The following is a 23,022-nucleotide window of genomic DNA, read 5'->3' on the forward strand; positions in this document are numbered from 1 at the left end:
AATGTGACAAGCGTTCGACAATGTCGAATGGTCACACAGAGGAGTGTGCACGTGGGTCACATCGCGGCGATCGACCAGGGCACGACGTCGTCCCGGTGCATCGTGTTCGACCAGTCAGGCTCGATCGTGTCGGTCGCTCAGCGCGAGCACCGGCAGATCTTCCCGAAGCCGGGCTGGGTGGAGCACGACGCGTCGGAGATCTGGACGAACGTGCAGTCCGTCGTTCGCGACGCGCTGGCCCACGCATCTCTCTCGTTCGCCGACATCGCGGCGTTCGGCATCACGAACCAGCGCGAGACGACCGTGGTCTGGGACCGCGCGACCGGCGAGCCCGTGCACAACGCGATCGTCTGGCAGGACACGCGCACCGACGCGTTGATCAAGCAGCTCGACGACCACGACCGGTTCCGCGAGCGCTCCGGCCTGCCGCCGGCGACCTACTTCTCCGGCCCCAAGCTGCGGTGGCTGCTCGACAACGTCGACGGGCTGCGCGCGAGGGCCGAACGCGGCGAGGTCCTGTTCGGCACCATGGACACGTGGCTGATCTGGAACCTGACCGGCCGCCACGTCACCGACGTGACCAACGCGTCGCGCACCATGCTGATGAACCTGGAGACCCTGGACTGGGACCCCGAGCTGGTGTCCGCGATGGACGTGCCACCGGCGATGCTGCCCGAGATCCGCTCGTCCTGCGAGGTCTACGGCACCTACGAGGGCGTGCCGGTCGCGTCGGCGCTCGGCGACCAGCAGGCCGCGTTGTTCGGGCAGACCTGCTTCGCGCCCGGCGAGGGCAAGTGCACCTACGGCACCGGCGCGTTCCTGCTGGTCAACACCGGTGACCAGCCGGTGCGGTCGGCCAACGGGCTGCTCACCACGGTCGGGTACAAGATCGGCGATCAGCCCGCCGCGTACGCGCTGGAGGGCGCGGTCGCGGTGACGGGCGCGCTGGTGCAGTGGTTCCGCGACAAGGTCGGGCTGATCTCGTCCGCGGCCGAGATCGAGACGCTGGCGCGCACGGTGGACGACAACGGCGGCGCGTACTTCGTGCCCGCGTTCTCCGGACTGTTCGCGCCGCACTGGCGTTCCGACGCGCGTGGCGTCATCGCGGGCCTGACGGGCTACATCTCGCGCGGGCACCTCGCACGGGCCGTGCTGGAGGCGTCGGCGTGGCAGACCCGCGAGGTCGTGGACGCGATGAACGCCGACTCCGGTGTGGACCTCACGACGTTGCGGGTCGACGGCGGCATGACCGCCAACAACCTGCTCATGCAGTTCCTCTCGGACGTGCTGGACGTGCCGGTGGTGCGCCCGATCGTGGCCGAGACGACGTGCCTCGGCGCGGCGTACGCGGCCGGTCTCGCGGTGGGCTACTGGAGCGGCACGGACGAGCTGAAGGCCAACTGGCACAAGGCGGCCGAATGGGAGCCGTCGATGGAACCGGCGGCACGCGCTCGCGGCTACCGGAAGTGGAAGAAGGCGGTCGAGCGGACCGTCGGGTGGATGGACGAGGACGATGACTGACCTTAACCAGAGGGAACGGGCTCGCGAGGAGCTCCAGCACGGCAAGTTCGACGTCGTCGTGATCGGCGGCGGCATCCTGGGCATCGCGACCACGTGGGCCGCGGCGCGTTCCGGGCTCCGGGTCGCGCTGGTGGAGAGCGGTGACTTCGCGGGCGCGACCTCGTCCGCGTCGTCGAAGCTCGTGCACGGCGGCCTGCGTTACCTTGCGATGGGCCCGTCGGCGGTGCCGATGGTGCACGAGAACCACAAGGAACGCCGCGCGCTGGGCGACCGCCTCGCACCGCACCTGGTGCGCCCGCTGCCGTTCCTCGTCCCCGTCTACAAGGGAGGCCCGCACAGCCGGTTCGTGCTGGGTGCGGGCGTGACGTTGTACTCCGCGCTGTCGGGCTTCGGCGACGGCATGGGGAAGGTGCTGTCGGCGCGCAGGGCTGTCGAGTGGGTGCCTGACCTGCGCGCCGACGGTCTGCGCGGTGCCGCGATGTACTACGACCACCAGATGAACGACAGCCGCGTGGCGATCACCGCCGCGCGCGCCGCCGCCGAGGCCGGTGCCGTGCTGCTCAACCACATCTCGGTCGTGGGCCTGCGCAAGACCGGCTCGAAGGTCACCGGTGTCGACCTGAAGGATTCGTTGGGCGAGTTCGGCGTCGACGCGTCCGTGGTCGTCAACGCGACCGGCCCGTGGCTGGACGTGCTGCGGCGCATGGAGGACCCGTCCGCCGACCCGTCGATCCGCCTGTCGAAGGGCTCGCACCTGGTGATGCGGACGTCGTCGGAGTGGAAGGCGGCGCTGACGATCCCGGTCGACGACGTGCGCGTGTCGTTCGCGATCCCGTGGGAGGGCCACCTGCTGCTCGGCACCACCGACGAGGCCTACGAGGGCGACCCGGCGGCCGTCGCGTGCACCGACGGCGACGTCGACCAGATCCTCGGTGAGGCGGGCGTCGCCGTGACGGGCCTGGACAAGGCGAACATCGCCTACACGTTCGCGGGCCTGCGCGTGCTGCCCGGCGGCCCCGGCGACACCTCGCACGCCAAGCGCGAGACCGTGATCACCGCGGGCTCCGGCGGCATGATCAGCGTGGCGGGTGGCAAGTGGACGACGTTCCGCAAGATCGGCGCCACCGTCCTCGCCCGCGTGAACGCCGAGCTCGGCCGCACCTTCGACGCGCCCCTGGACGGCGTCGCCCTGCCGGGTTCCGCCTCGCCCGACACCGTGGGCTCGGTGCTCGGCCACGCCTGGGACGCGTTGCCCGACGACGTCGTCCGCCACCTCGCCACGCACTACGGCACCACGTCGCACGAGGTCGTGGCGCTCGGCCTGGAGAACCCGGCCCTGCTGGAGCGCGTCCACCCGGACGGCCCGGACATCTGGGCGCAGGTCGAGCACGCCCGCCGCACCGAGTGGGCGTCGGAGGTGGACGACGTGCTGCGCCGCCGCACCACCGTGATGGTGCGCGGGCTGGACTCGCCTGAGGTGCGGTCGCGGGTGTCGGAGCTGCTGGCGTCCTGATGGCCGACCGCCACCTCATCGACGTCCACGTGCTGCTCGTGCGCGGCGACCGGGTGCTGCTCACCCGGCGCCGCGACACGAACCCGTTGTTCGACGGCCGCTGGCACCTGCCGTCGGGCAAGCTCGACGCGGGCGAGTCGGTGCTCGCGGCGGCGGTGCGGGAGGCCGAGGAGGAGGTCGGCGTCGTCCTCGCGCCGGAGGACCTGCGGCACGTCCACACGTTGCACGTCAACGGATCCGGCGTCGAACCGCGGCTCGGGCTGTTCTTCGAGGCACGCCGCTGGCTGGGCGAGCCGGCCAACCGCGAGCCGGAGAAGTGCTCGGCCGTGCGGTGGTTCCCGCTCGGCGCGCTGCCCGCCGACCTGATCGAGTACCCGGCCGCCGGCCTGGCCGCCTACGCCGGCGGGCGCACGTTCGGGCTGCTCGGCTGGGTCACCGGTACGGGTCGGTGATCTCGCACAGCTTCTCCAGCGCCTCGCGCAGCTGAGCCATGCGGCGCTTGCCGAGGTGCTGCTCCCATTCGGCCTCGATCCTGGCCATCTCCCGCGCCGCGACCGGCATGGCGCCCTGAGCCTTCTCGGTGATCCGGACCAGCCGCGCGCGTCCGTCCGTCGGGTCCGGCACGCGTTCGACGAAGCCCGCCTTCTCCAGCTGGTCGACCAGGAATCCGGCGGTCTGCTTGGTCACCTGGGCCGCTTCGGCGAGTTCCGTCAGGCGCGTGCCGTCCGGGCCGATCCGCTGCAGGACGCGCGCCTGGGCGAGCGTCACGTCGTAACCGGCCTCGGTCACCGCCGCCATGATGCGGTTCTCCAGGTCCCGGTAAGGGATGTAGAGCATCAGCCCGATGTTCACGCGACTCCCCCTTGTTTCAGTCAGAGACTCTGACTAAAGTAGTCAGCCTCTCGTACTAAATCAAGGGAGACGGCCGTGGACGAGACCCAGATCTGGCAGACGATCGACGCCGAACGCGCGGCGACGGCGGACCTGCTCGCCGGGCTGAGCGACACCGAGTGGGCCCACCCGTCGCTGTGCGAGGGCTGGACCGTGCGCGAGGTCGCCGCCCACCTGTCGCTCGCGCCGCACACCACCATCGGCGACGCCATCCGCGAGTTCGCGAGGGCGCGCGGCAGCTTCAACCGCATGGTCGACCAGACCGCGCGCCGCGCCGCCCTCAGGCCGCGGCAGGAGCTCGTCGCGCAGCTGCGCGGCATCGTCGGGTCGCGCAAGCTGGCGCCCGGTCAGAAGCTCAAGGACTGCCTGATGGACGTCATGGTGCACACGCAGGACATCACGTTGCCGCTCGGCCTCGACCGCCACATGCCCGTCGAGGCCGCCGTCGTCGCCGCGGACCACCTGTGGCACATCGGTTTCCCGTTCCACGCGCGCCGCCGGCTGGCCGGGCACCGGCTGGTCGCCACCGACGCGGACTGGTCGGCGGGCGAGGGCACCGAGGTCAGCGGCCCGATCGAGGCGCTGGTCATGCTGCTGGCCGGGCGCACCGCCACGATCCCCAAGCTCAGCGGCATCAGCGCCTAGAGCGCGCGGACCATTCTCCGGCACACGTGGACGCGCTCGAACCGTTGGCGCATCTCGGTTTCCCGCTCGATCCGCGCGTGCAGGAACGCACTGGTCGCCGTCAGCCCGTGCTTCGCGATCACCGCCGTCGCGGCCTCGTCGGCGTTCGCGTACACCTGCAGATACCGCGATGACTCCGCGAACCCGTTGCGCGCGAACCACCCCAGCGCGGGCTGGTCGTCACGGGTCCAGGCGTCCACGGTCGTGACGCCGCACCGTTCCAGCCTCCGCAGCGCTTCCGCCAGCAGGGCCGTCGCGATGCCCCGGCGCTGGTGGTCGGGGTGCACGACCACCGTCTCGATCGTCGCCTCCGCACCGGGCACCGACACGTCCAGCGCACCCACCACCACGTCACCGTCGAGCGCGACCAGTTCCAGGTCGGTGCGCCGCTTGGCCTGCCAGACGTCGTCGTGGCAGCTCGTCGCGAGGAACCCCAGCACCCGGCACCGCAGCCACGACTGCTCGCGCTCCGGCTCGTAGTCCCCGATCCGCGCGGCCGGACACGGCTCGGCGCGCGACCGGCCCGGCGCCCCCAGCAAGCTCAGTCCCCCAGTTCGACCCCGTGCGGCGTCGACCACGTCGTCCCCCAGTCCACCTTCGGCCGGACGTCTCCGGCACCGTCCAGGGTTCCCGAAGTCAGGCGTGCCCGCACGTGCGTTTGGTCAGTCACCGTTGCCAGGAACATACTCGGTATGCATACTCAGTAGGTATGTCAGTCAAACACGGTCTGCTCGCGCTGCTGGAGCGCGGGCCCATGTACGGCTACCAGCTGCGGGCGGCGTTCGACTCGGCCACCGGCGGCACGTGGCCGTTGAACATCGGGCAGGTCTACACGACGTTGGCGCGCCTGGAGCGCGACGATCTGGTCGCCGCACTGCCCGAGAACGAGGGCCAGCGCCCCTACGAGATCACCGAGCAGGGCCGCACCGAGCTGAAGAAGTGGTTCGCGTCGCCGGTGCAGCGCGGCGACCGGCCCCGCGACGAGGTGGCGATCAAGCTCGCGCTCGCCATCACCACGCCGGGCGTCGACGTCGCCAAGGTGGTGATGACGCAGCGCATGGCCACGATGCGCACGTTGCAGGAGTACACGCGCCTCAAGACCCAGCCCGGTGACCTGCCGTGGCTGCTCGTGCTGGACGCGATGATCTTCCAGGCGGAGGCGGAGCTGCGCTGGCTCGACCACTGCGAGGCGAGTCTCGTGCGCTACGAGCCGCAGGTCCCCCAGGTCACCGAGGTCGAGGTGCCGAGATGAGCGTCCTCGAACTGCGCGACGTCCACCGCGTGCACGGCACCGGCGAGACCGCGGTCAACGCCCTCGACGGCGTCTCACTGACCGTCGCGCCCGGCGAGCTCGTCGCGGTGATGGGCCCGTCCGGCTCCGGCAAGTCGACACTGCTGAACCTCGCGGGCGGCCTCGACAGCCCGACCAGCGGCGAGGTGCTGGTCGACGGCACCGGCCTGCGGTCGCTGTCGCGCAAGCAGCTGGCCGGCTGGCGCCGCAAGCGCATCGGCTACGTCTTCCAGGACCTCAACCTCATCGCGAGCCTCACCGCCGCGGAGAACGTCGCACTCCCCCTCGACCTCGACGGCGTCCGCAGGTCGCGCCGGCAGGCGGAGCAGGCACTGTCCGAAGTGGACCTCGACGGGTACGCCGACCGGTTCCCCGACGAGATGTCGGGCGGCCAGCAGCAACGCGTCGCCATCGCGCGCGCCCTGATCGGCGAGCGCCGCCTCGTCCTCGCCGACGAACCCACCGGCGCGCTGGACTCCCGCACCGGCGAGACCGTGCTGCGGCTGCTGCGCTCCAAAGTGGACGCCGGGGCCGCCGCCGTCCTCGTCACGCACGACGCCCGCCACGCCGCCTGGGCCGACCGCGTGGTCTTCCTGCGCGACGGCGTCGTCGTCGACGTCTCGCAGCGCGACCAGCCAGAAGAACTGCTGAGCACGCCGTGAACGGATGGCGCGCAGCACTGCGCATCGCCTGGCGCGAGGCCCGCAGGTCCCGCGGCCGCACCGCACTCGTCATCGCCCTGATCGCGGTCCCGGTCGCCGCGCTCTCGTTCGCCGCAGTCGTCCACGACTCGACCACCCTGACCCCGGCCGAGGAGGCGTCCCGCCGCATGGGCACCGCGGAGGCCCTGGTCAGCTGGACCTACCACAGCCCGATCATCCAGGAACCGACCCGCGACTTCGCCATTCCGGTGGGCAACGGGGAAGGCCAGGCCCCGTCCGAGGAGCGTCTCAAAGCCCTCCTTCCCGGCACCGGGCTGGTCCCGGTCGAACGCGGCGGCGTGAACCTCCGCACCACCGCGGGCGTGGGCGGCGCGGTGCTGCGCATGCTCGACCTGAACAACCCGCTCACCACGGGCATGATCACCGTGCTGGAGGGCAGAGCGGCCGCCACCACCACCGAGATCGCGTTGTCCCGCAAGGCGATGGCCCGCACCGGCACCCAGCTCGGCGGCACCGTCACCACCGACACCGGCCGCACGTTCACCGTCGTGGGCGTCGTCGAGGACCCGGACCGCCTCGACGACACCACCGTCGTCGCACTCCCCGGCACCTTCGAGGGCGCCGACCGCTCCTGGCTCGTCACCACGCCGGTCGACTGGACGAAGGTCAAGGAGCTCAACCAGTTCGGCATCGCGGTCCTGTCCCGCACCGTCCTGCGGAACCCCCCACCGGTCGCCGACCGCTACCCGCAGATCCACGAGTCCGGCGACCTGAGCGCGGACGTCCTGGTCCTCATCGCGGGCCTGGCCGTGCTGGAGATGTCCCTGCTCGCCGGCTCCGCACTGGCCGTGGGCGCCCGCCGCCGCAAGCGCGACCTCGCCCTCGTCTCCGCGGTGGGCGGCGCTCCCGGCCACGTCCGCCGCGTGGTCCTGGCCGACGGCGTGGTGGTCGGCGTGCTCGCCGCCCTGGGCGGTGTCCTGACCGGCGTTCTCGCCGCCGTGGCGGGCCGTCCACTGGTCGAACGGCTGCTCACCGAACGCTTCGGAGCCCTGCGCTTCTTCCCGTCGGCGCTGGCCGCGCTGGCCCTGCTGTCCGTCGTCACCGGCGTGCTGGCCGCCCTCGTCCCGGCCTGGATCTCCTCGCGCCAGGACGTCGTGACCGCACTGGCGGGCCGCCGGGGCATCACCCGCTCGCGGCGCCGCTGGCTGGTCCTCGGCCTCGTGCTGGTGGCCGCGGGCGTGGCCGTCGGCGTCCTCAGCGCGATCGGGATGGAGGTGGTCGGCATCCTCGTCGCCCTGATCCTCACCGAGGTGGGCCTGGTCCTCTGCACCCCGGCCCTGCTGGGCCTGCTGGCCAAAGCCGGCCGCTGGCTCCCGGTGGCCCTGCGCATCGCACTGCGAGACGCCTCCCGCAACCGCACCGCGGCCGCCCCGGCCATCTCCGCCGTGATGGCCGCGGTGATCGGCGCGGTGGCCGTCAGCGTCGTCCTCACCTCGCAGTCCGAACAGGACGCCGGCCGCGTGGCGGGCGACATGGGCGACGTGAGCGTGTACCGCCGGGACAACCTCAACAAGACCGGTACCACCGCCATCCCCGCCTCGGTGGCCACCGCCATGCGCGCCACCACGCCGGTCGCCGAGACCCACGAGATCAAACTCCTGGCCTGCGACGGTGGCCCGTGCTTCGCCCACATCCGCCCACCGGCGGACCGCGAGTGCCCCTACTCCCTGGACGTCCTGCACCGGCCACCCACCGACGCCGAACAGCAGTCCGCCCGAGCCGACCAGCGCTGCACCGGCGTGAACCGCGCCCACCGCTACTTCGGCACCTTCAACTCCCCCAACGGCTTCGTCGCGGTGACCGGCCCGGAAGCCGCCCAGTCCCTGCTGCACCTGCGGCCGGACGAGACCACCGCGGCCCAGACCGCCCTGCGCGAGGGCAAGATCGTCGTCAACGACCCCGCCCTGGTGTCCGGCGACCAGGTCCTCCTCGCCACCGGCACCCAGGCCACCACAACACCGGCCCCGGGCACCGCGACCCCGAACCGCGACCACGCCCCCATGGCCCTGATGACCGAGGAGACCGCGAAGTCCCTGGGCTTCACCGTCTCCACGTTCACCATGTACGGCACGACGACCCGAATGCCCACCGAAGCAGAACAGGACGCCCTGACCGCAGCCCTCGGCGGCGAGTACGAGGTCCACGTGGACCGCCCAACGGAATCGGACGTCCAACAGGCCCTGAGCATCCTGGCCCTGGTAGCGGCCCTGATCACCCTGGCGGCCGCCGCCCTGGCCACCGGCCTGGCCGCAGCCGACGGCCGCCGCGACCTCACCACCCTGGCCGCAGTGGGCGCCACCCCCAGCCTCCGCAAACTGCTGTCCCTGAGCCAAGCGGGCGTGATCGCGGGCCTGGGCGGCCTACTCGGCACCACGGCAGGCACAGGCTCAGCCCTGGCCCTGCTCGCCGCCCTGAACGTCGGCTACACCAAGACCTGGCCACAACCACAACCGAACCCGCTCACCATCCCGTGGCCGAACATCGCCATCTCACTCCTGGCGGTCCCCGCCGCCGCAATGCTGGGCGCGGCCCTCTTCACCCGTTCCCGCCTGCCGATCGAGCGCCGCCAATAACCTGCACGCATGACAACCTTCGCGATCGTCCACGGGGCAGGCGACGTCGGCTGGTCGTGGCACCTGGTAGCAGCCGCCCTGGAAGCCCAGGGCCACACCGCAATCGCCCCCGACCTCCCCGCGGAAGACGACACGAAGGACCTGACGGACTGGGCGTCCACAGTCGTGGACGCCCTCCCCTCAACCTCGGACGTCGTGGTCGTCGGCCACTCCTTCGGCGGCCTGGTAGCACCACTGGTAGCCGCACGGATCAACGCCACCGCGCTCGTCTTCGTGACGGCGATGCTCCCCAAGCCGGGCGAGGCACCGGGCGACTGGTGGGCCGCGACCGGCTACGAAGACTCCGGCCTGGAGGACCAGTTCTGGCACGACGTCCCGCCACACCTGGCGGAGGAGGCGCAGCGACGGGAGCGCGGCATGTCCGAGGCCGCCATGGCGAAGCCGTGGCCGCTGGACGCACTGCCGGACGTGCCAACGCACTTCGTCCTGTGCACGGAGGACCGCTTCTTCACCCCGAAGTTCATGCGCCGAGTAGTCGCAGCCAGGCTGGGCGTAGAACCGGTGGAGCTGGCGGCAGGCCACTGCGCCCAGTTGAGCAAACCAACGGAACTGGCAGAACTCCTGACCAGGTACGCCTGATCACCCGCGAAGGCGAAGCCGAGCCGTCTTTCCGAACAAACCCGGTGGGGTGGTCCCGTCCCACAGACCGCGACCGAACAACACAAACACCCACCCGCGGAAAAGGCCCCCGGCACAAAACCGAGGGCCTTCCGACAGACAACACAAGCCCAGCCTACTTCGACTCGTCCTCCGAGCCGGGCAGCTGAACGTCCTCAACAGCCTTCCCGCCCTTGGTGGGCGCAGGCATCAACCCGTCCAAAGCCGCCCCGGCGATCCGCCGGAACGCCCGCCGAGGCCGAGCCCGTTCCAACACCGCGACTTCCAGCTTGTTGGCGGGCAGGATCTCCGGCCCACCGTTCCCGGTGGACGGCGAGCCGGCGGACAACGCCTTGACCGCCACCGGAACCGCCTCGGCCAACGACAGCCCGTCGGCGAAGGAGTCCTTCAACGCGGAGTTGGCGGCGTCGACGGTGCCGCCCATCACGATGTACTGCGGCTCGTCCACGATGGACCCGTCGTAGGTCAGCCGGTACAGCGTGTCCGAATCGGACGAGTCGCCGACCTCCGCGACGCAGATCTCCACCTCGAACGGCTTGATCTGCTCGGTGAAGTAGGTGCCCAGCGTGGTCGCGTAGACGTTCGCGAGAGAGCGGGACGTCACGTCACGCGGGTCGTTCTGGTACCCGCGCACGTCGGCGAACCGGATGCCCGCCTGGCGGAGGTTCTCGAACTCGCTGTACCGGCCGACGGCGGCGAAGCCGATGCGGTCGTAGATCTCCGAGACCTTGTGCAGCGTGCTGGAAGGGTTCTCCGCGACGAACAGAATGCCGTCGGCGTACTTGAGCACGATGACGCTGCGACCCCTTGCGATGCCCTTGCGGGCGTACTCGGAGCGGTCGCGCATCACCTGCTCTGCCGATGCGTACAGCGGCATCGTCATGGGTGGTGCTCCTGACGTCGGAAAGGGATCGGGACTCAGCCTGCGGGACGGGACCGGCGGCCTTCGACGACCGCGTCGGCGACCGTCTGGACCTGGGACTCCGGTACCTCCACGGCGCCGTCGGCACCGTTGATCGTGACCACGACCGGGTACAGGCGGCGGACCGGGTCGGGGCCGCCGGTGGCCGAGTCGTCGTCCGCCGCGTCGTACAGCGCCTCGACGACCGAGCGGATCGCGCCGTCGACGTCCGCGTCCGGGTCGTAGAGCTTCTTGAGCGCCGACTTCGCGAACAGCGAGCCCGAGCCGACGGCCTGGTAGCCCTGCGACTCCTCGTAGCGGCCGCCGGTGACGTCGTAGGACACGATGCGGCCCGCGCGGTCCGGATCAGCGGCCGAGGTGTCGTAGCCGGCGAACAGGGGCACCACGGCGAGACCGGCCATGGCCGCGTCGAGGTTGCCCCTGATCATCGCCGAGAGGCGGTTCGCCTTGCCGTCGAGCGACAGCGACACACCCTCGATCTTCTCGTAGTGCCGCAGCTCGACCGCGTACAGCCGCACGATCTCGATCGCGATGCCCGCGGTGCCCGCGATGCCGACGGCCGAGTGGTCGTCGGTCACGAAGACCTTCTTCATGTCGCGCTGGGCGATGACGTTGCCCATCGTCGCGCGCCGGTCGCCGGCGATCACGACCCCACCCTTGTAGGTGGCCGCGACGATCGTCGTCCCGTGCGGGGCCTGGATGGTCCCCTCCGGGAGCTTCCGGGCGCTGGGCAGCATGTCGGGTGCCTGGGCCCGCAGGAAGTCCGTGAACGACGACGAGCCCGGCGTCAGGTACGCCGGAGGCAGCGCCGCGGCCGGGTAACGCCCGGTCGAGCTGTTGTCCATGTGTTGGTTGTTCTCCCGTCCCCGAAATGGTCAACAGGCCCCCGAAGGCCTACTGACCACCCTTTTGCACGTATGCGCGGACGAAGTCCTCCGCGTTCTCCTCAAGCACGTCGTCGATCTCGTCGAGGATCGCGTCCACGTCCTCGCCGAGCTTCTCGCGGCGTTCCTGACCGGCTCCGGCAGCGCCCTCGGCACCTTCGTCGCCGTCGCCACCGCCCTGGCGCTGCTTCTGTTCCTGGGACATCTCGGCCTCCCACTGACTCGCCTGACAAGAACACTACCCAGCGGCACCGACAAAAATCCTGAGCCACTCGGGTAGACGATCACCCGCGAGTCAGTGCGTCCACCAGCTGCTCGGCGGTGTCGGAAGCCTCCAAAAGCGCTCCGACGTGCGCTTTCGTGCCTCGCAGCGGTTCCAGCGTCGGGATCCGCACGAGTGATTCCCGACCGAGATCGAAGATCACCGAGTCCCACGATGCGGCGGCCACGGAGGTCGGGTAGCGCTCCAGGCACCGGCCGCGGAAGTACGCACGCGTGTCCTCGGGCGGCGTGGTGATGGCCGCACGCACCTCCTCCTCGCTGACCAGGCGCTTCATCGAGCCGCGCGCGACCAGGCGGTTGTAGAGGCCCTTGTCCAGGCGGACGTCGGAGTACTGCAGGTCGACCAGGTTGAGCCGCGCGGAGCCCCAGGCGAGGCCGTCGCGCTGGCGGTAGCCCTCCAGCAGCCGCAGCTTGGCCACCCAGTCGAGCCGGTCGGCGCACTCCGCCGGGTCGCGGGCGAGCGCGTCGAGCACCTCGCCCCACACGCGCAGGACGTCGCGGTCGCCGATGCCCTCCTTCTCGACGAAGGCGGAGGCGCGCTCGTGGTAGGCGAACTGCACGTCCAGGCCGGTGAACTTGCGGCCGCCGGTCAGCTCGACCTTGGTCTTCAGGGTCGGGTCGTGGCTGATCTGGTGCACCGCGCGGACCGGGTCGACCAGGCGCAGGTCGTCGAACCGCAGCCCGGACTCGATCATGTCGAGCACCAGCGAGGTGGTGCCGACCTTGAGGTACGTGGAGTACTCGGCCAGGTTCGCGTCACCGATGATGACGTGCAGGCGGCGGTACTTGTCCGCGTCCGCGTGCGGTTCGTCGCGCGTGTTGATGATGCCGCGCTTCAGCGTCGTCTCCAGGCCGACCTCGACCTCGATGTAGTCGGCGCGCTGGGAGAGCTGGTAGCCCGCCTCCTCACCCGACGGGCCGATGCCGACCCGGCCGGACCCGGTCACGACCTGGCGCGACACGAAGAACGGCGTCAGACCGGCGATGACCGCGGTGAACGGCGTCGACCGCTGCATGAGGTAGTTCTCGTGCGTGCCGTACGACGCGCCCTTGCCGTCGACGTTGTTCTTGTACAGCTGCAGCCGGGGCTGACCGGGCACGGTGGCGGCCTTCAGAGCGGCCTCCTCCATCACCCGCTCCCCGGCCTTGTCCCAGATCACCGCGTCACGCGCGTTCGTGACCTCGGGAGCCGAGTACTCGGGGTGCGCGTGGTCGACGTAGAGCCGCGCGCCGTTGGTGAGGATGACGTTGGCCGCGCCGAGGTCCTCGACGTCGGAGTCGGCGGGATGCCCGCCGGGTGAGCCCAGGTCGAACCCGCGCGCGTCGCGCAGCGGCGACTCCACCTCGTAGTCCCACCTGGCCCGCCGGGCGCGCGGTATGTCCGCCGCCGCCGCGTACGCGAGCACCACCTGTGTCGAAGTGAGCACCGGGTTCGCGGTCGCGTCGCCCGGCACCGCGATGCCGTACTCGACCTCGGTTCCCATGATCCGCCGCATGCGCAACACCTTATGACCTGACCCCGGCAACGAGCGTGAGGGGAGCTTCGCCGTGAAGCTCCCCTCACCCTATTCACCCGGACGCCAGTCCTGCCGCCGGGCGAATGCGGGACGCGCCGCGCGAAGGCCCGAACGCCGCGACCACGGCCAGCGCCACGACCGCCGCCGCGCCGATGACCAGCGGCAACACCACTCCCGCGCCGGGCAGCGACAGGTCGAGGCCGGTCGCCAGGATCGCGATCTCGGCGTAACCGAACCCGAGCACCCCGCCGCCGATCACCCCGACCAGGGCCAGCATGACCGCTTCGGCGATGACTCCGCCCTGCAGTCCGCCGCGAGTCACGCCCAAGGCGCGGCGGAGGGCGAGCTCCTTGCGGCGTTCCTGCACCGAGATCGTCAGCGCCGTGCCGATGCCGGTCACCGCGACCGCCACGGACAGCCCGAGCAGCACCATCATCAGCACCGTGCCGAGGTGCATGTACCGGTCGGCCTCCGCGCGTTCGTCGGCGTCCGTCTGCACGATGACGGTGGGGTTGTCGGGCAGCGCTGCCTGCAGGTTCGCCCGGAACCGAGCCGAGTCGGCCCCCGGTTTCAGCGCCACGAGCAGCTTCTCCGGCGCGCCCGAGGTCAGCCCGCCGAGGATCGGCGTGTAGCCGGTGAGGGTGCCGGGCACCGTGCCCACGACCTGGTACTGCTTGCCGTCGTTCTCGACGAACGGCTTGTCCGCCCAGTGCTCCGGCACGATCGCGGTGCCGGAGGTGAACTTCTCGGCGCCGGGCACGTTCTCCGCCTTCAGCCAGGCCTTGAACTGCTCGGGATCCGCGCCGGAACCGTTCTCGGCGTGGTGCAGCACCACGCTCGCGGCCACGTCGGGCTGCGCCGGGATCGCCGGCAGCGGCCGCTCCCCGGCGTCCACCACGGTGGCGTCCGGGCGCTTCTCGTTGGCGTAGGTGTAGGTCATCTCCTGCGCGCTGCCCAGCACGACCAGGAAGAACGTCACCATCGAGCTGGCCAGCAGCAACGGCAGCGCCACCGACGCCGACCGCTGCGGCATCCTGCGCACCTCGGCGCCCGCGAGCTTCCACTGCGTGCCGCCGAACCTGCCGAACAGCCGCGCGATGAAGGGCACGGTGACCGGGCCGAGGATCCAGAACAGGCCGGTGACCGCGGCGATCGCCGAGAACGTCACGGCGAGAGGAGCCCCGATCGTGCCCTTGGCGGCGACGGCGACCAGGGCGAGGAAGGCAGCGCCACCGGTGAACAGCACGCCGAACACCAGCCGCATCCGGCGGACCGAGCGCGGCGGCACCTCGTTCTCCGCGTCGCGCAACGCGGCCAACGGCGACACGCGCGCGGCGTTGATCGCGGGCCGGACGGCGGCCATCACGCTCAACAGCGCGGCGACGACGACCCCGAGGATCACGTACCCCAGCGACGGCAGCAGGTCCGGGCTGAGCTGCACCGCGCCGAACAGCGCGGAGATGCCGGTGACGTCGAACGTCCTGGCCAGCAGCCACGCCATCGGCCCGCCGAGCAGCGCGCCGCCGACGCCCGCCAGCGCACCCGTGATGAGCGCCTCGAACAGGCTTCTGCGCACCAACGGCCCGCGCTGGGCCCCGATGCACCGCAGCAACGCCGTCTGCCGCTGCCGTTGCGCGTAGACCGCCCGGAACGTGGCCGCCGCGACGAACACCGCTGTCGCCAGCGCGAGGACGCTGAACGGCAGCAGGATGAACGTCAGGTCGTTGCCGATCTTGTCCGCGTCCGGCCCGGGATCCGACACGACGTACGACGCGCCCGCCGCGGCGGCGACGGCCTCCCGCGTCCCGCCGATCACCCAGATCTCCTGGGTGTCCGGCGTCGCGTCGAGCTTGTGGGCGAGGCCGGGACCGGCGACCAGGACCGGCCGCGAGTCGAGCCCGCCCTTCTTCATGACGCCGCTGACGGTGACCTCGAACGGCCTGCCGTCGGCGGAGGCGAGCTGCACCCGGTCGCCCGGCTTGAGGCCGCGCTCGTACGCGGTGATCTTGTCGACGGCGACCTCGTTGTCGGCGGCGGGCTGCCTGCCCTCCGCCAACGGCCAGCGCGCCAGGTCCGGCTGCTGGACGTGCACCTCCGCCCGGTGCTGCACCGCCCGCCCGTTCGCGTCGAGCAGGTCGGCCTGCGCCAGCTGCACCGGCACCGCCCGGCCGACCGCGGAGAGCCTGGCGAGCAGCGCGTCGTCGAGCTTCGGCCGGGCGGCGTTCTCGTCGTAGGGCTGCCGTTCGACGTCCACCACGTGGCCCACTGTGGACGGTGTGAGCGGCGCGCCCTCGTCGACCGACCTGGTGAGCGCGTCGCTCAGCACCAGCGCGGCCAGCAGGCAGGCCACGCCGACCACGAGCGCGACGCCGGGCAGCAGCGCGCGGCCCGGCCGGGCGCGGAACTCGGCGACGCCGAGCCGCAGGGAAGTGGACACGAATCCTCCTCGGTGACGTCCGACGGTCCCGAAGGTAGGAAGGAGGCCGATCAGCGGGCGTCGGACTGCGGTAGCAAGCTCACGTACGACCACAGGAGGACACGGGGATGATCAACCTCTACGACGAGGACGCGAACGTGACCGGCACGGTCACGCGGGAACGCATGCGCGCCGAGAACCTGTGGCACGGCTGCGCGACCATCGTCGTGTTGTCGCTGGACGGCCAACGGATCTACGTGCACCGCCGCACCGGCACCAAGGACGTCTTCCCCGGCCTGTACGACTGCACCGCGGGCGGCGTGATCGACGCGGGCGAGACACCGGACGAGGCCGCCGCGCGCGAGCTGCGCGAGGAGCTCGGCGTCGAGTCGCCGCTCACGTTCCTGTTCCAGACCACCTACGTGGACGAGCGGACGCGGTATCACGCGTGGGTCTACGAGACGCGCTCGGACGGGCCGTTCACGCACCAGCCGGAGGAGGTCGCCTGGGGCGCGTGGATGGATCTCGGGGAGGTGCGCGGGAGGATCGACGACCCCGGCTGGGCGCTGGTGCCGGACGGTCGTGAGATCGCTCAGGAGTGGTTGCGCCGCACCGGGTCCCGCTGAACCACCGCCAGCCGCGCAACCCGCCACCGGCGGTTCCGCCACAGCGCGGATCCGCCGGAGCCACCGGCGACCGCGCGCGGCCCCAGCGGTTGCACCACACCGGATCCGCTGAGCCACCGCCGACCGCGCCAGCGGCCCCGGCGGTTGCGCCGCAACGGTTCCAGCTAGAGCCACCCGCGTTCGTCGGCCACCCGCAACGCCTCCATCCGGTTGCGCGTGCCCGTCTTCGTCGTCGCCCCGGACAGGTAGTTCCGCACCGTGCCCTCGGCCAGGTACAGCCGCGCCGCGATCTCGGCCACGGTGGCGCTGGAGCGGACCGCGATGAGCACGTCGCGTTCGCGCGCGGTCAGCGGTGACTCGCCCGCCGCCAGCGTGGCCGCGGCCAGGGCCGGGTCGACCACGCGCTCGCCCGCCATCACCCGCCGGATCGCCTCGGCGAGCGCGTCAGCCGGGGCGTCCTTCACGACGAACCCGACGGCGCCCGCCTCCATGGCGCGGCGCAGGTAGCCGGTGCGGCCGAAGGTGGTCAGGATGACCACGCGGCAGTCGGGCACCTGCGCGGTGAGCACGGCGGCGGCCGCGAGGCCGTCCAGGCCCGGCATGTCGATGTCCAGCAGCGCGACGTCCGGGCGGTGCTCCAGCGCCGCGGCCGTGACCTCGTCGCCGCGGCCGACCGAGGCCACCACCTCGAAGTCCGGTTCGAGGTCGAGCAGCACCCCGAGCGCCTGCCGGATCAGCTCCTGGTCGTCGGCGAGCAGCAGCCTGATCGTCATGCCGCCTCCACCCGCAACGACCACCCGCGAGGCCGCGCGGGACCCGCGGTGAGCACGCCGCCGGCCGCGGTCACCCTGGACCGCAGACCGTCCAGACCGGACCCCTCACCGGGCGGGCCGCCCACCCCGTCGTCGCGCACCTCCACCGAGGACGCGGTGAGCGCCACCGTGCACCGGCCGGCCCGCGCGTGCCGCACCACGTTCGTCACCCCTTCCCGGACGACCCAGCCGAACAGCTCCTGCCGCCGCGCTGGCACGACGTCGCAGGCGGTCGGCAGGTCGGCCGCGACCCCCGCCGCCCGCAGCAGCTCCCGGCCCTTGGCGAGCTCGCCGGCGAGCGTGACGTCCTGGTAGCCCGACACCGCGGCCCGCACGTCCGACAGCGCCTGCCGGGCCAGCTGCTCCACCGACTCCATCTCGGCCCGCGCCGCGTCCGGATCCAGCCTTCTGGCGAGCGCGCTCTTCACGGTGATCGCGGTGAGCGAGTGGCCGAGCAGGTCGTGCAGGTCGCGGGCGATCCGGTTGCGCTCGGCCTCCGAGGCCAGGCGCGCCACCTCCGCCCTGGCCTCGCGCAGCTGCTGGTTGGCCGTGGCGGTGCGGCTGAACGCGAGCACCAGCAGCGCGGTGAACACCACCGCCACCGCGAAGTACCAGCTCCCGCCGGTGTTCCAGCCGGGCACCACCATCGGCACGACCACGCACGTCGCCGCCCCCAGCACCACGAGGGCCACCGCCGTCCGGACGCCGACCCGTGCCGCCGCCGACGGCACGATCACCGCGGCGAGGATCAGCACGCCCTCGTGGGCCAGCGGCGCGAGCAGCACGGCCAGCACCGTCATCGCCGCCACGAGCCACCAGTACACCCGCCACGCCGACCGCATCGAGGCGATCACGAGCGCCAGGTAGCAGCAGGAGACGGCCGCCAGCAGCAGGTAGCCGGCGACGAGACCGGCGCCGTGCGCGTACTGGTCGACGCCCGCGGCCGCCAGGAACGGGTAGCAGAGCATGCCGAGGGAGAGCAGCAGCCGCCGCCGCTCGTCCACACCGCGCAGTTCGTCCACGGCGAGAACCGTATTAGGCCGCGAAGGTGGCGCGCACGCTGCGGGCGAAGGTCAGCAGCACGACGATGACCAGCAGCGCCCCGCACACCCCGTTCGCGATCTTGAACCAGACCGGGAACGAGCCGGGGATGGACTCGATCACCACGATCGCCACCACCTGGGCCAGCGCGATGACCTTCACCCGCCGGTAGTTCCCGCGCGAGCCGCCCGCCATGGAGACCCCGAGGGCGAAGGTCACCAGCGACGCGACCGCGAGGATCGAGCCGCGGACCCACACCGCGCTGGTGACGAGGTCGGGGTCGCCGCTGAAGACCACGATCGCCAGCAGGGTCAGCACGGCCACGGCCGCGTAGCCGCCCAGCAGCGTCTTGGCGATGTGCAGCTTCTCGCGGGCGTCGGGGTCGGTCACAGTTCGGTTCGTCATGCCGGCAATGCTGGTCGCGCGGTGTTTTCGCGGGTAGCGATGTTCCGCACGACCTGGCCGTGACATCTGTCAGAAACCGGGCGAACTAGGTCCAGCTCAGTCCGGCGCGCGTCTGCCAGTACTGCTCGGCGGGCTCGGCCAGGTCCGGCAGGTCGACCTCGATCCGCAGGGCGTCCACATTGGACCGCAGCTGCTCCGGGCTCGCCGCGCCCGACAGCACGACGTCCGCCCACGGCTGCTGGGCGATCGCCGCCAGCGCGACCGCGTCCGGTCCGACGCCCAGCGCTTTCGCGTGTGCCGCAACCGCTTGCGGCGGCCGCACGACGAGCCGCCCGTTCGCGACGCCCTCCTTGACGATCACCCGCAACCCGGCGTCGTGCGCCTCGCTCAGGGCCTGCCCCGCCGAGGTCTCCAGAACGTTCCAAGTGGACTGGACGGACCGGAAGACGCCGAGGTCGAGTGCCTTGCGGATCGCCTCGGCCTGCCGCGGCCCGGACGTGGAGAAGCCCAGCGGCACGCCGGTCGCGACCATCGCGTCCAGCAGCGCCCGGTCGCCGAACAACGGGCTGTCGGCGGTCAGCGAGTGCACCTGGTAGAGATCGACCCGCGGGAGCAGCGCGCCGGTTTCCCGCCACTGCTGCGTGAACCGGGCGAGCGAGTGCTCCTTGACCTCGTGCACCTCGGCGTCGGGCCGCCAGTCCGCGGTGTAGGCGTAGCCCCACTTGCTGGAGACCGTCACGTCGTCGTGGCCGGGCAGCCACGACGACAGGAAGTCCTCCGACAGCCCGTACGACCGGGCCGCGTCGACCCAGCGGATGCCCAGCTCGTAGGCCGTGTCGAGAACGCGGTGACACTGCGCGCGCATGGACTCGACGTCGCGCACGGCCGGCAGCGCGTCCTCCCGGCCCAGGTTGATGTAGGCGGGACGACCGAGTGACGCGAGACCGAGCGCGAGCTGTGCCATGCCGACAACCGTAAACGGCGTCAGGCGTCTCGCCGCAGGAGACCGGCCGCTCCGGCGCCCAGCGCCACGAGCACGTAAGCGATCAGGCATCCCACGGCGGCCAGCGGGCCCAGCGGCGGGTTGTGCACCGTGCCCGCGACCTGCCACACGAGATACGGCACCATCACCGCCGAAACGTCGGTGCTCCACGGCTCCGGCAGCATCGGGCTGACCGCGGGCAGGCCCCACAGCAGGACGCCCACCACGACGATCGTCACCGCCGTCGACCTCACCGCGAGCCCCAGCCCGAGTCCGGTCAGGCCGGTCACCAGGATCGACAGCACCGCCGCCCCGGTCCACGGCAGTGCGTGCGGCCAGTCCCAGGGGGCGATCGGCGGCGGCCGGTCCCCCGCGATCAGCCGGCTGATGCCGAGGCTCAGCGCGAGCGCGACGGCACCGACCACCACCGCTGTGGTGGCGACGAGCGTGCTCTTGGCGACCAGCAAGCGTTTCCGGTTCGGCACGGCGGTCAGCGCGGTGAGCCTCGGGTCGGACGTCGCGACGAGGGCGCCGAGCGCGGCGACGCAGAACTGCACGACCGGCGTGACCACCACGCTGGCGTCGGCGGAGGCGAACCTGGCCTGTTCCGCGGCCGGTGACGTGTCGTAGTCCTGGACCATCAGCCACGAGATCATCGCGCCGAACGCGATCGTCAGGCCGATCGCCACCAGCAGCCCGTACGGCGCCCGGACCGTCCGCAGCTTCAGCCACTCCGCGGCGAGTGCGTTCCTCACAGTCCCCTCCCGCTGGTGAGGTCGAGATAGGCGTCCTCAAGGGAACCGTTGCGCGTCAGGGCTTCGATGGACGTCTCCTTGACCAGCCGTCCTCTTGCGACGATAACGACGTGGTCGGCGGTCAGCGCCATCTCGCTCATCAGATGGCTCGAGACGAGGACCGTGCGGCCGTCTTCCGCGAGCCCGCGCATGAGGTCGCGGATCCACCGCACGCCCTCGGGGTCGAGACCGTTGACCGGCTCGTCGAAGATCAGCACCCGCGGGTCGCCGAGCAGTGCGGCCGCGACGCCCAGCCGTTGCTTCATGCCGAGCGACAACGCCCGGATCCGCTTGTGCCGCACGCCGCCCAGGCCGACCTGGTCCAGCAGCTCCTCCGCGCGCCGCCGGCCGATCCCGTTGCTCGCGGCGAGCCAGCGCAGGTGGTCCAGCGCCCCGCGGCCGTGGTGCACGGCGGACGGGTCGAGCAGGACACCGACGTGTCGCAGCGGGTGGTCCAGATCCGCGTACCGCTCGCCCGCGACGAGCGCGTGGCCGCCGGTGGGCCGGTCCAGGCCGACGATCATGCGCATCGTCGTGGACTTGCCGGCGCCGTTCGGGCCGAGGAAGCCCGTCACCAGTCCCGGCCGGACGGTGAACGACAGGTCGTCGACCGCCGTCGTGCCGCCGTATCTCTTCGTCAGGTTCCGCACCTCGATCATGGGAGACAGCGTCGGGCGCGCCGGGGCGGGGCGGATCGGCCCGAGGTCCGAACCGGAAGATCGGACCGTGGTCCGAGGCGTCCGGGCCGACCGCTCGTTACGGTCGTGACCGTGATCGCGAGGCTGCACCTCTACCTGGTCGACGCGGCCGCCGCGGCGGTGATCGCGGTGCTCGTGGCGTACGCGATGACGGAGCACCAGGACAGGCCGTGGTGGCTGGTCCTGCCGTCCGCCGCCCTCGTGGCGGCGCCCGTCGCGGTCCGGCGCCTGTGGCCGGTGGCGGCCTTCGCGATCACCACGGCCGCCACGGTGGCGGTGGTGATCGGCCGGGTGATGCCTGTGCCGGCACTCGGCGCTGCCGCGGCGGCGGTGTGCTTCACGCTCTACACCCTGGCCGTCGACCGCACCCGGACGTGGTCGCTCGCCGGGCTCGTCGCCGGAGTGGTCGCGGTCGGCGGCGTCGGCGGTGGTGAACCGGCGAACGTCCTGGCCACCGTGGCCGCCCTCGGCGCCGTCTGGGTCATCGGCTACACCACCCGGCTGCGGCGGTCGTTCCTCACGCGGGAGAACGAGCAGCGGGCCGAACAGGCGCTGAGCGACGAACGCCTGCGCATCGCCCGCGAGCTGCACGACGTGGTGGCGCACAACCTGTCCCTGATCGCCGTCCAGGCCGCCAACGCCGCACACGTGCGGTCACCCGAGCACGCCTACGAGGCGCTGGAGGTGATCTCCGAGACGAGCCGTGCCGCGCTGACCGAGATGCGCGGGCTGCTCGGCGTGCTGCGCTCCGACGCGGACCTGGCGCCCTCCCCCGGTCTCGCGGGCCTGGCGCAGCTCGCGGACCGCGCGTCGCTGGCGGGTGTGCGGGTGGCGCTGGACGTGCGGGGTGACGCCGCGGTGCCGGAAGGGGTCGGGCTGTCGGCGTACCGGATCGTGCAGGAGGCACTGACGAACGTGGTGAAGCACGCGGCGCCCGCGTCGTGCACCGCGGTGGTCGAGGTGACCGGGGAGTCGGTGCGCATCGAGGTGACCGACGACGGTCCCGGGGTGAAGGAGCTCGGGGCGGGACACGGGTTGATCGGCATGCGGGAACGCGTCGCCGTGTACGGCGGCACGTTCAGCGCGGGCCCCGGTGAGGACGGCGGTTTCCGGGTCGTGGCGGAGCTGCCGGTCCGATGACGCGTGTGCTGATCGTCGACGACCAGGCGTTGCTGCGCGCCAGTTTCCGGCTGCTGGTCGACCACGAGCCCGACCTGACCGCGGTGGGCGAGGCCGGTACCGGCACCGAGGCCGTCGCGCTGGCGGCGGAACTCCGGCCGGACGTGGTGCTGATGGACATCCGCATGCCGGAGATGGACGGCATCGAGGCCACCCGGCTGCTGAACGGTCCGCGCGTGCTGGTGCTGACGACGTTCGACCTGGACGAGTACGTGTTCGGTGCCCTGAGGGCCGGTGCCTCGGGTTTCCTGCTGAAGGACACGCCACCGGCGCAGCTGCTGGCCGCGATCCGCGTGGTGGCGGCCGGGGAGTCGCTGCTGTCGCCGTCGGTCACGCGCCGGCTGATCGCGGAGTTCGTGCGGCACCCCTCGCCGCCCGCGGTGAAGGGCCTGGAGGTGCTGACCGAACGGGAGAAGGAGGTGCTGACGCTGATCGCGCGGGGACTGTCCAACGCGGAGATCATGGCGGCACTGCACGTGAGCACCGGCACGGTGAAGACGCACATCGGGAACCTGCTGGCGAAGCTGCACGCGCGTGACCGCGCCCAGCTCGTTATTGCGGCGTACGAGTCGGGCCTGGTCGGCTAGCCTC

General features: G+C 71.7%; 24 protein-coding genes and 1 pseudogene. 11 read left to right on the forward strand and 14 right to left on the reverse strand.

The features are described 5' to 3' along the window. Window positions 1-27 precede the first annotated feature (27 nt). Genes glpK through ACWEIJ_RS05090 form a run of 3 tightly spaced genes read left to right on the forward strand, consistent with a single transcriptional unit; the run spans window position 28 to window position 3,486 of the window. The gene (gene glpK, locus ACWEIJ_RS05080; protein ID WP_449835882.1) at window positions 28-1,521 is read left to right on the forward strand and encodes a glycerol kinase GlpK; all 1,494 of its coding nucleotides are present in this window, start codon (window positions 28-30) and stop codon (window positions 1,519-1,521) included. After that, entirely contained in the window at window positions 1,514-3,034 is a 1,521-nt protein-coding gene (locus ACWEIJ_RS05085) for an FAD-dependent oxidoreductase (protein WP_449835883.1), read from the forward strand. The genes glpK and ACWEIJ_RS05085 overlap by 8 nt, the downstream gene beginning before the upstream one ends. Continuing rightward, window positions 3,034-3,486, forward strand: coding sequence for an NUDIX domain-containing protein (locus ACWEIJ_RS05090; protein WP_449835884.1), 453 nt, complete (start codon window positions 3,034-3,036; stop codon window positions 3,484-3,486). Before ACWEIJ_RS05085 ends, ACWEIJ_RS05090 begins: the two co-directional genes overlap by 1 nt. Here ACWEIJ_RS05090 and ACWEIJ_RS05095 read toward each other — a convergent pair. Then, window positions 3,467-3,886 carry a MarR family winged helix-turn-helix transcriptional regulator gene (locus tag ACWEIJ_RS05095; RefSeq protein ID WP_449835885.1) on the reverse strand — a complete coding sequence of 140 codons (420 nt, stop codon included), beginning with the start codon at window positions 3,884-3,886 and terminating at the stop codon, window positions 3,467-3,469. The genes ACWEIJ_RS05090 and ACWEIJ_RS05095 overlap by 20 nt on opposite strands. A gap of 75 nt (window positions 3,887-3,961) precedes the next feature. Between ACWEIJ_RS05095 and ACWEIJ_RS05100 the strand changes: the two genes are divergently transcribed. Next, the gene (locus ACWEIJ_RS05100; RefSeq protein ID WP_449835886.1) at window positions 3,962-4,570 is read left to right on the forward strand and encodes a maleylpyruvate isomerase family mycothiol-dependent enzyme; all 609 of its coding nucleotides are present in this window, start codon (window positions 3,962-3,964) and stop codon (window positions 4,568-4,570) included. Here ACWEIJ_RS05100 and ACWEIJ_RS05105 read toward each other — a convergent pair. Continuing rightward, window positions 4,567-5,148, reverse strand: a complete 582-nt coding sequence (locus ACWEIJ_RS05105) for a GNAT family N-acetyltransferase (protein ID WP_449835887.1) — start codon at window positions 5,146-5,148, stop codon at window positions 4,567-4,569. The two genes, ACWEIJ_RS05100 and ACWEIJ_RS05105, sit on opposite strands and share 4 nt — an antisense overlap. A gap of 2 nt (window positions 5,149-5,150) precedes the next feature. Further along, the gene (locus ACWEIJ_RS05110) at window positions 5,151-5,279 is read right to left on the reverse strand and encodes a hypothetical protein (protein ID WP_449835888.1); all 129 of its coding nucleotides are present in this window, start codon (window positions 5,277-5,279) and stop codon (window positions 5,151-5,153) included. 39 nt (window positions 5,280-5,318) lie between these two features. Between ACWEIJ_RS05110 and ACWEIJ_RS05115 the strand changes: the two genes are divergently transcribed. Genes ACWEIJ_RS05115 through ACWEIJ_RS05130 form a run of 4 tightly spaced genes read left to right on the forward strand, consistent with a single transcriptional unit; the run spans window position 5,319 to window position 9,834 of the window. Continuing rightward, entirely contained in the window at window positions 5,319-5,861 is a 543-nt protein-coding gene (locus ACWEIJ_RS05115; RefSeq protein WP_449835889.1) for a PadR family transcriptional regulator, read from the forward strand. Beyond that, window positions 5,858-6,562, forward strand: coding sequence for an ABC transporter ATP-binding protein (locus ACWEIJ_RS05120; RefSeq protein ID WP_449835890.1), 705 nt, complete (start codon window positions 5,858-5,860; stop codon window positions 6,560-6,562). Before ACWEIJ_RS05115 ends, ACWEIJ_RS05120 begins: the two co-directional genes overlap by 4 nt. Beyond that, the gene (locus ACWEIJ_RS05125) at window positions 6,559-9,195 is read left to right on the forward strand and encodes an FtsX-like permease family protein (protein WP_449835891.1); all 2,637 of its coding nucleotides are present in this window, start codon (window positions 6,559-6,561) and stop codon (window positions 9,193-9,195) included. Before ACWEIJ_RS05120 ends, ACWEIJ_RS05125 begins: the two co-directional genes overlap by 4 nt. A 9-nt stretch (window positions 9,196-9,204) precedes the next feature. After that, entirely contained in the window at window positions 9,205-9,834 is a 630-nt protein-coding gene (locus ACWEIJ_RS05130) for an alpha/beta fold hydrolase (RefSeq protein WP_449835892.1), read from the forward strand. A gap of 154 nt (window positions 9,835-9,988) precedes the next feature. On the opposite strand, the gene prcA is transcribed toward ACWEIJ_RS05130, so the two are convergent. The 5 genes from prcA to ACWEIJ_RS05155 form a co-directional block, all read right to left on the reverse strand. Further along, complete coding sequence (prcA, locus tag ACWEIJ_RS05135) at window positions 9,989-10,756, reverse strand: proteasome subunit alpha (RefSeq protein ID WP_449835893.1); 768 nt, start codon at window positions 10,754-10,756, stop codon at window positions 9,989-9,991. Between the two features lie 35 nt (window positions 10,757-10,791). Next, window positions 10,792-11,640: a proteasome subunit beta gene (gene prcB / locus ACWEIJ_RS05140; protein ID WP_449835894.1), complete on the reverse strand. Its 849-nt coding sequence runs from the start codon at window positions 11,638-11,640 to the stop codon at window positions 10,792-10,794. Between the two features lie 49 nt (window positions 11,641-11,689). Next, window positions 11,690-11,884 (reverse strand): ubiquitin-like protein Pup, encoded by a 195-nt coding sequence (locus tag ACWEIJ_RS05145; protein WP_045318211.1) that lies wholly within the window; start codon window positions 11,882-11,884, stop codon window positions 11,690-11,692. 79 nt (window positions 11,885-11,963) lie between these two features. Next, window positions 11,964-13,457: a depupylase/deamidase Dop gene (dop, locus tag ACWEIJ_RS05150; protein ID WP_449835895.1), complete on the reverse strand. Its 1,494-nt coding sequence runs from the start codon at window positions 13,455-13,457 to the stop codon at window positions 11,964-11,966. A gap of 73 nt (window positions 13,458-13,530) precedes the next feature. Next, entirely contained in the window at window positions 13,531-15,915 is a 2,385-nt protein-coding gene (locus tag ACWEIJ_RS05155; RefSeq protein ID WP_449835896.1) for an FtsX-like permease family protein, read from the reverse strand. Between the two features lie 107 nt (window positions 15,916-16,022). Between ACWEIJ_RS05155 and ACWEIJ_RS05160 the strand changes: the two genes are divergently transcribed. Continuing rightward, window positions 16,023-16,520 (forward strand): NUDIX hydrolase, encoded by a 498-nt coding sequence (locus ACWEIJ_RS05160; protein WP_449835897.1) that lies wholly within the window; start codon window positions 16,023-16,025, stop codon window positions 16,518-16,520. A 164-nt stretch (window positions 16,521-16,684) separates the two neighbouring features. On the opposite strand, the gene ACWEIJ_RS05165 is transcribed toward ACWEIJ_RS05160, so the two are convergent. The 6 genes and pseudogenes from ACWEIJ_RS05165 to ACWEIJ_RS05190 form a co-directional block, all read right to left on the reverse strand. Further along, window positions 16,685-17,293 carry a response regulator gene (locus ACWEIJ_RS05165; RefSeq protein WP_449835898.1) on the reverse strand — a complete coding sequence of 203 codons (609 nt, stop codon included), beginning with the start codon at window positions 17,291-17,293 and terminating at the stop codon, window positions 16,685-16,687. Continuing rightward, window positions 17,290-18,354, reverse strand: coding sequence for a sensor histidine kinase (locus tag ACWEIJ_RS05170; RefSeq protein WP_449835899.1), 1,065 nt, complete (start codon window positions 18,352-18,354; stop codon window positions 17,290-17,292). Before ACWEIJ_RS05170 ends, ACWEIJ_RS05165 begins: the two co-directional genes overlap by 4 nt. A 13-nt stretch (window positions 18,355-18,367) precedes the next feature. Further along, a complete protein-coding gene (locus ACWEIJ_RS05175; protein ID WP_449835900.1) occupies window positions 18,368-18,778 on the reverse strand; it encodes a hypothetical protein in 411 nt (136 codons plus the stop codon). An 85-nt stretch (window positions 18,779-18,863) separates the two neighbouring features. Further along, window positions 18,864-19,742 carry an aldo/keto reductase gene (locus ACWEIJ_RS05180; protein ID WP_449835901.1) on the reverse strand — a complete coding sequence of 293 codons (879 nt, stop codon included), beginning with the start codon at window positions 19,740-19,742 and terminating at the stop codon, window positions 18,864-18,866. Between the two features lie 20 nt (window positions 19,743-19,762). Next, window positions 19,763-20,515: an ABC transporter permease gene (locus ACWEIJ_RS05185; RefSeq protein WP_449835902.1), complete on the reverse strand. Its 753-nt coding sequence runs from the start codon at window positions 20,513-20,515 to the stop codon at window positions 19,763-19,765. Between the two features lie 50 nt (window positions 20,516-20,565). Beyond that, window positions 20,566-21,213 (reverse strand): annotated as a pseudogene (locus ACWEIJ_RS05190) (ABC transporter ATP-binding protein); the annotation flags it as partial. Between the two features lie 111 nt (window positions 21,214-21,324). Between ACWEIJ_RS05190 and ACWEIJ_RS05195 the strand changes: the two are divergent. Both ACWEIJ_RS05195 and ACWEIJ_RS05200 read left to right on the forward strand, forming a co-directional pair. Continuing rightward, window positions 21,325-22,392 carry a sensor histidine kinase gene (locus ACWEIJ_RS05195; protein ID WP_449835903.1) on the forward strand — a complete coding sequence of 356 codons (1,068 nt, stop codon included), beginning with the start codon at window positions 21,325-21,327 and terminating at the stop codon, window positions 22,390-22,392. Continuing rightward, the gene (locus ACWEIJ_RS05200) at window positions 22,389-23,018 is read left to right on the forward strand and encodes a response regulator (RefSeq protein ID WP_449835904.1); all 630 of its coding nucleotides are present in this window, start codon (window positions 22,389-22,391) and stop codon (window positions 23,016-23,018) included. The genes ACWEIJ_RS05195 and ACWEIJ_RS05200 overlap by 4 nt, the downstream gene beginning before the upstream one ends. The last annotated feature ends 4 nt before the right edge of the window (window positions 23,019-23,022 follow it).

This window comes from Lentzea sp. NPDC004789 (genome assembly GCF_053601075.1).

What these genes read in the sequence shown, in the direction of transcription:
- ACWEIJ_RS05175 (WP_449835900.1), bottom strand. Translation starts at nt 18,778, where the DNA reads ATGACGAACCGAACTGTGACCGACCCCGACGCCCGCGAGAAGCTGCAC.
- ACWEIJ_RS05145 (WP_045318211.1), bottom strand. Translation starts at nt 11,884, where the DNA reads ATGTCCCAGGAACAGAAGCAGCGCCAGGGCGGTGGCGACGGCGACGAA.
- ACWEIJ_RS05090 (WP_449835884.1), top strand. Translation starts at nt 3,034, where the DNA reads ATGGCCGACCGCCACCTCATCGACGTCCACGTGCTGCTCGTGCGCGGC.
- ACWEIJ_RS05130 (WP_449835892.1), top strand. Translation starts at nt 9,205, where the DNA reads ATGACAACCTTCGCGATCGTCCACGGGGCAGGCGACGTCGGCTGGTCG.
- dop (WP_449835895.1), bottom strand. Translation starts at nt 13,457, where the DNA reads ATGCGGCGGATCATGGGAACCGAGGTCGAGTACGGCATCGCGGTGCCG.
- glpK (WP_449835882.1), top strand. Translation starts at nt 28, where the DNA reads ATGGTCACACAGAGGAGTGTGCACGTGGGTCACATCGCGGCGATCGAC.
- ACWEIJ_RS05160 (WP_449835897.1), top strand. Translation starts at nt 16,023, where the DNA reads ATGATCAACCTCTACGACGAGGACGCGAACGTGACCGGCACGGTCACG.
- ACWEIJ_RS05200 (WP_449835904.1), top strand. Translation starts at nt 22,389, where the DNA reads ATGACGCGTGTGCTGATCGTCGACGACCAGGCGTTGCTGCGCGCCAGT.
- ACWEIJ_RS05115 (WP_449835889.1), top strand. Translation starts at nt 5,319, where the DNA reads ATGTCAGTCAAACACGGTCTGCTCGCGCTGCTGGAGCGCGGGCCCATG.
- ACWEIJ_RS05180 (WP_449835901.1), bottom strand. Translation starts at nt 19,742, where the DNA reads ATGGCACAGCTCGCGCTCGGTCTCGCGTCACTCGGTCGTCCCGCCTAC.
- ACWEIJ_RS05165 (WP_449835898.1), bottom strand. Translation starts at nt 17,293, where the DNA reads ATGACGATCAGGCTGCTGCTCGCCGACGACCAGGAGCTGATCCGGCAG.
- ACWEIJ_RS05085 (WP_449835883.1), top strand. Translation starts at nt 1,514, where the DNA reads ATGACTGACCTTAACCAGAGGGAACGGGCTCGCGAGGAGCTCCAGCAC.
- ACWEIJ_RS05120 (WP_449835890.1), top strand. Translation starts at nt 5,858, where the DNA reads ATGAGCGTCCTCGAACTGCGCGACGTCCACCGCGTGCACGGCACCGGC.
- prcA (WP_449835893.1), bottom strand. Translation starts at nt 10,756, where the DNA reads ATGACGATGCCGCTGTACGCATCGGCAGAGCAGGTGATGCGCGACCGC.
- prcB (WP_449835894.1), bottom strand. Translation starts at nt 11,640, where the DNA reads ATGGACAACAGCTCGACCGGGCGTTACCCGGCCGCGGCGCTGCCTCCG.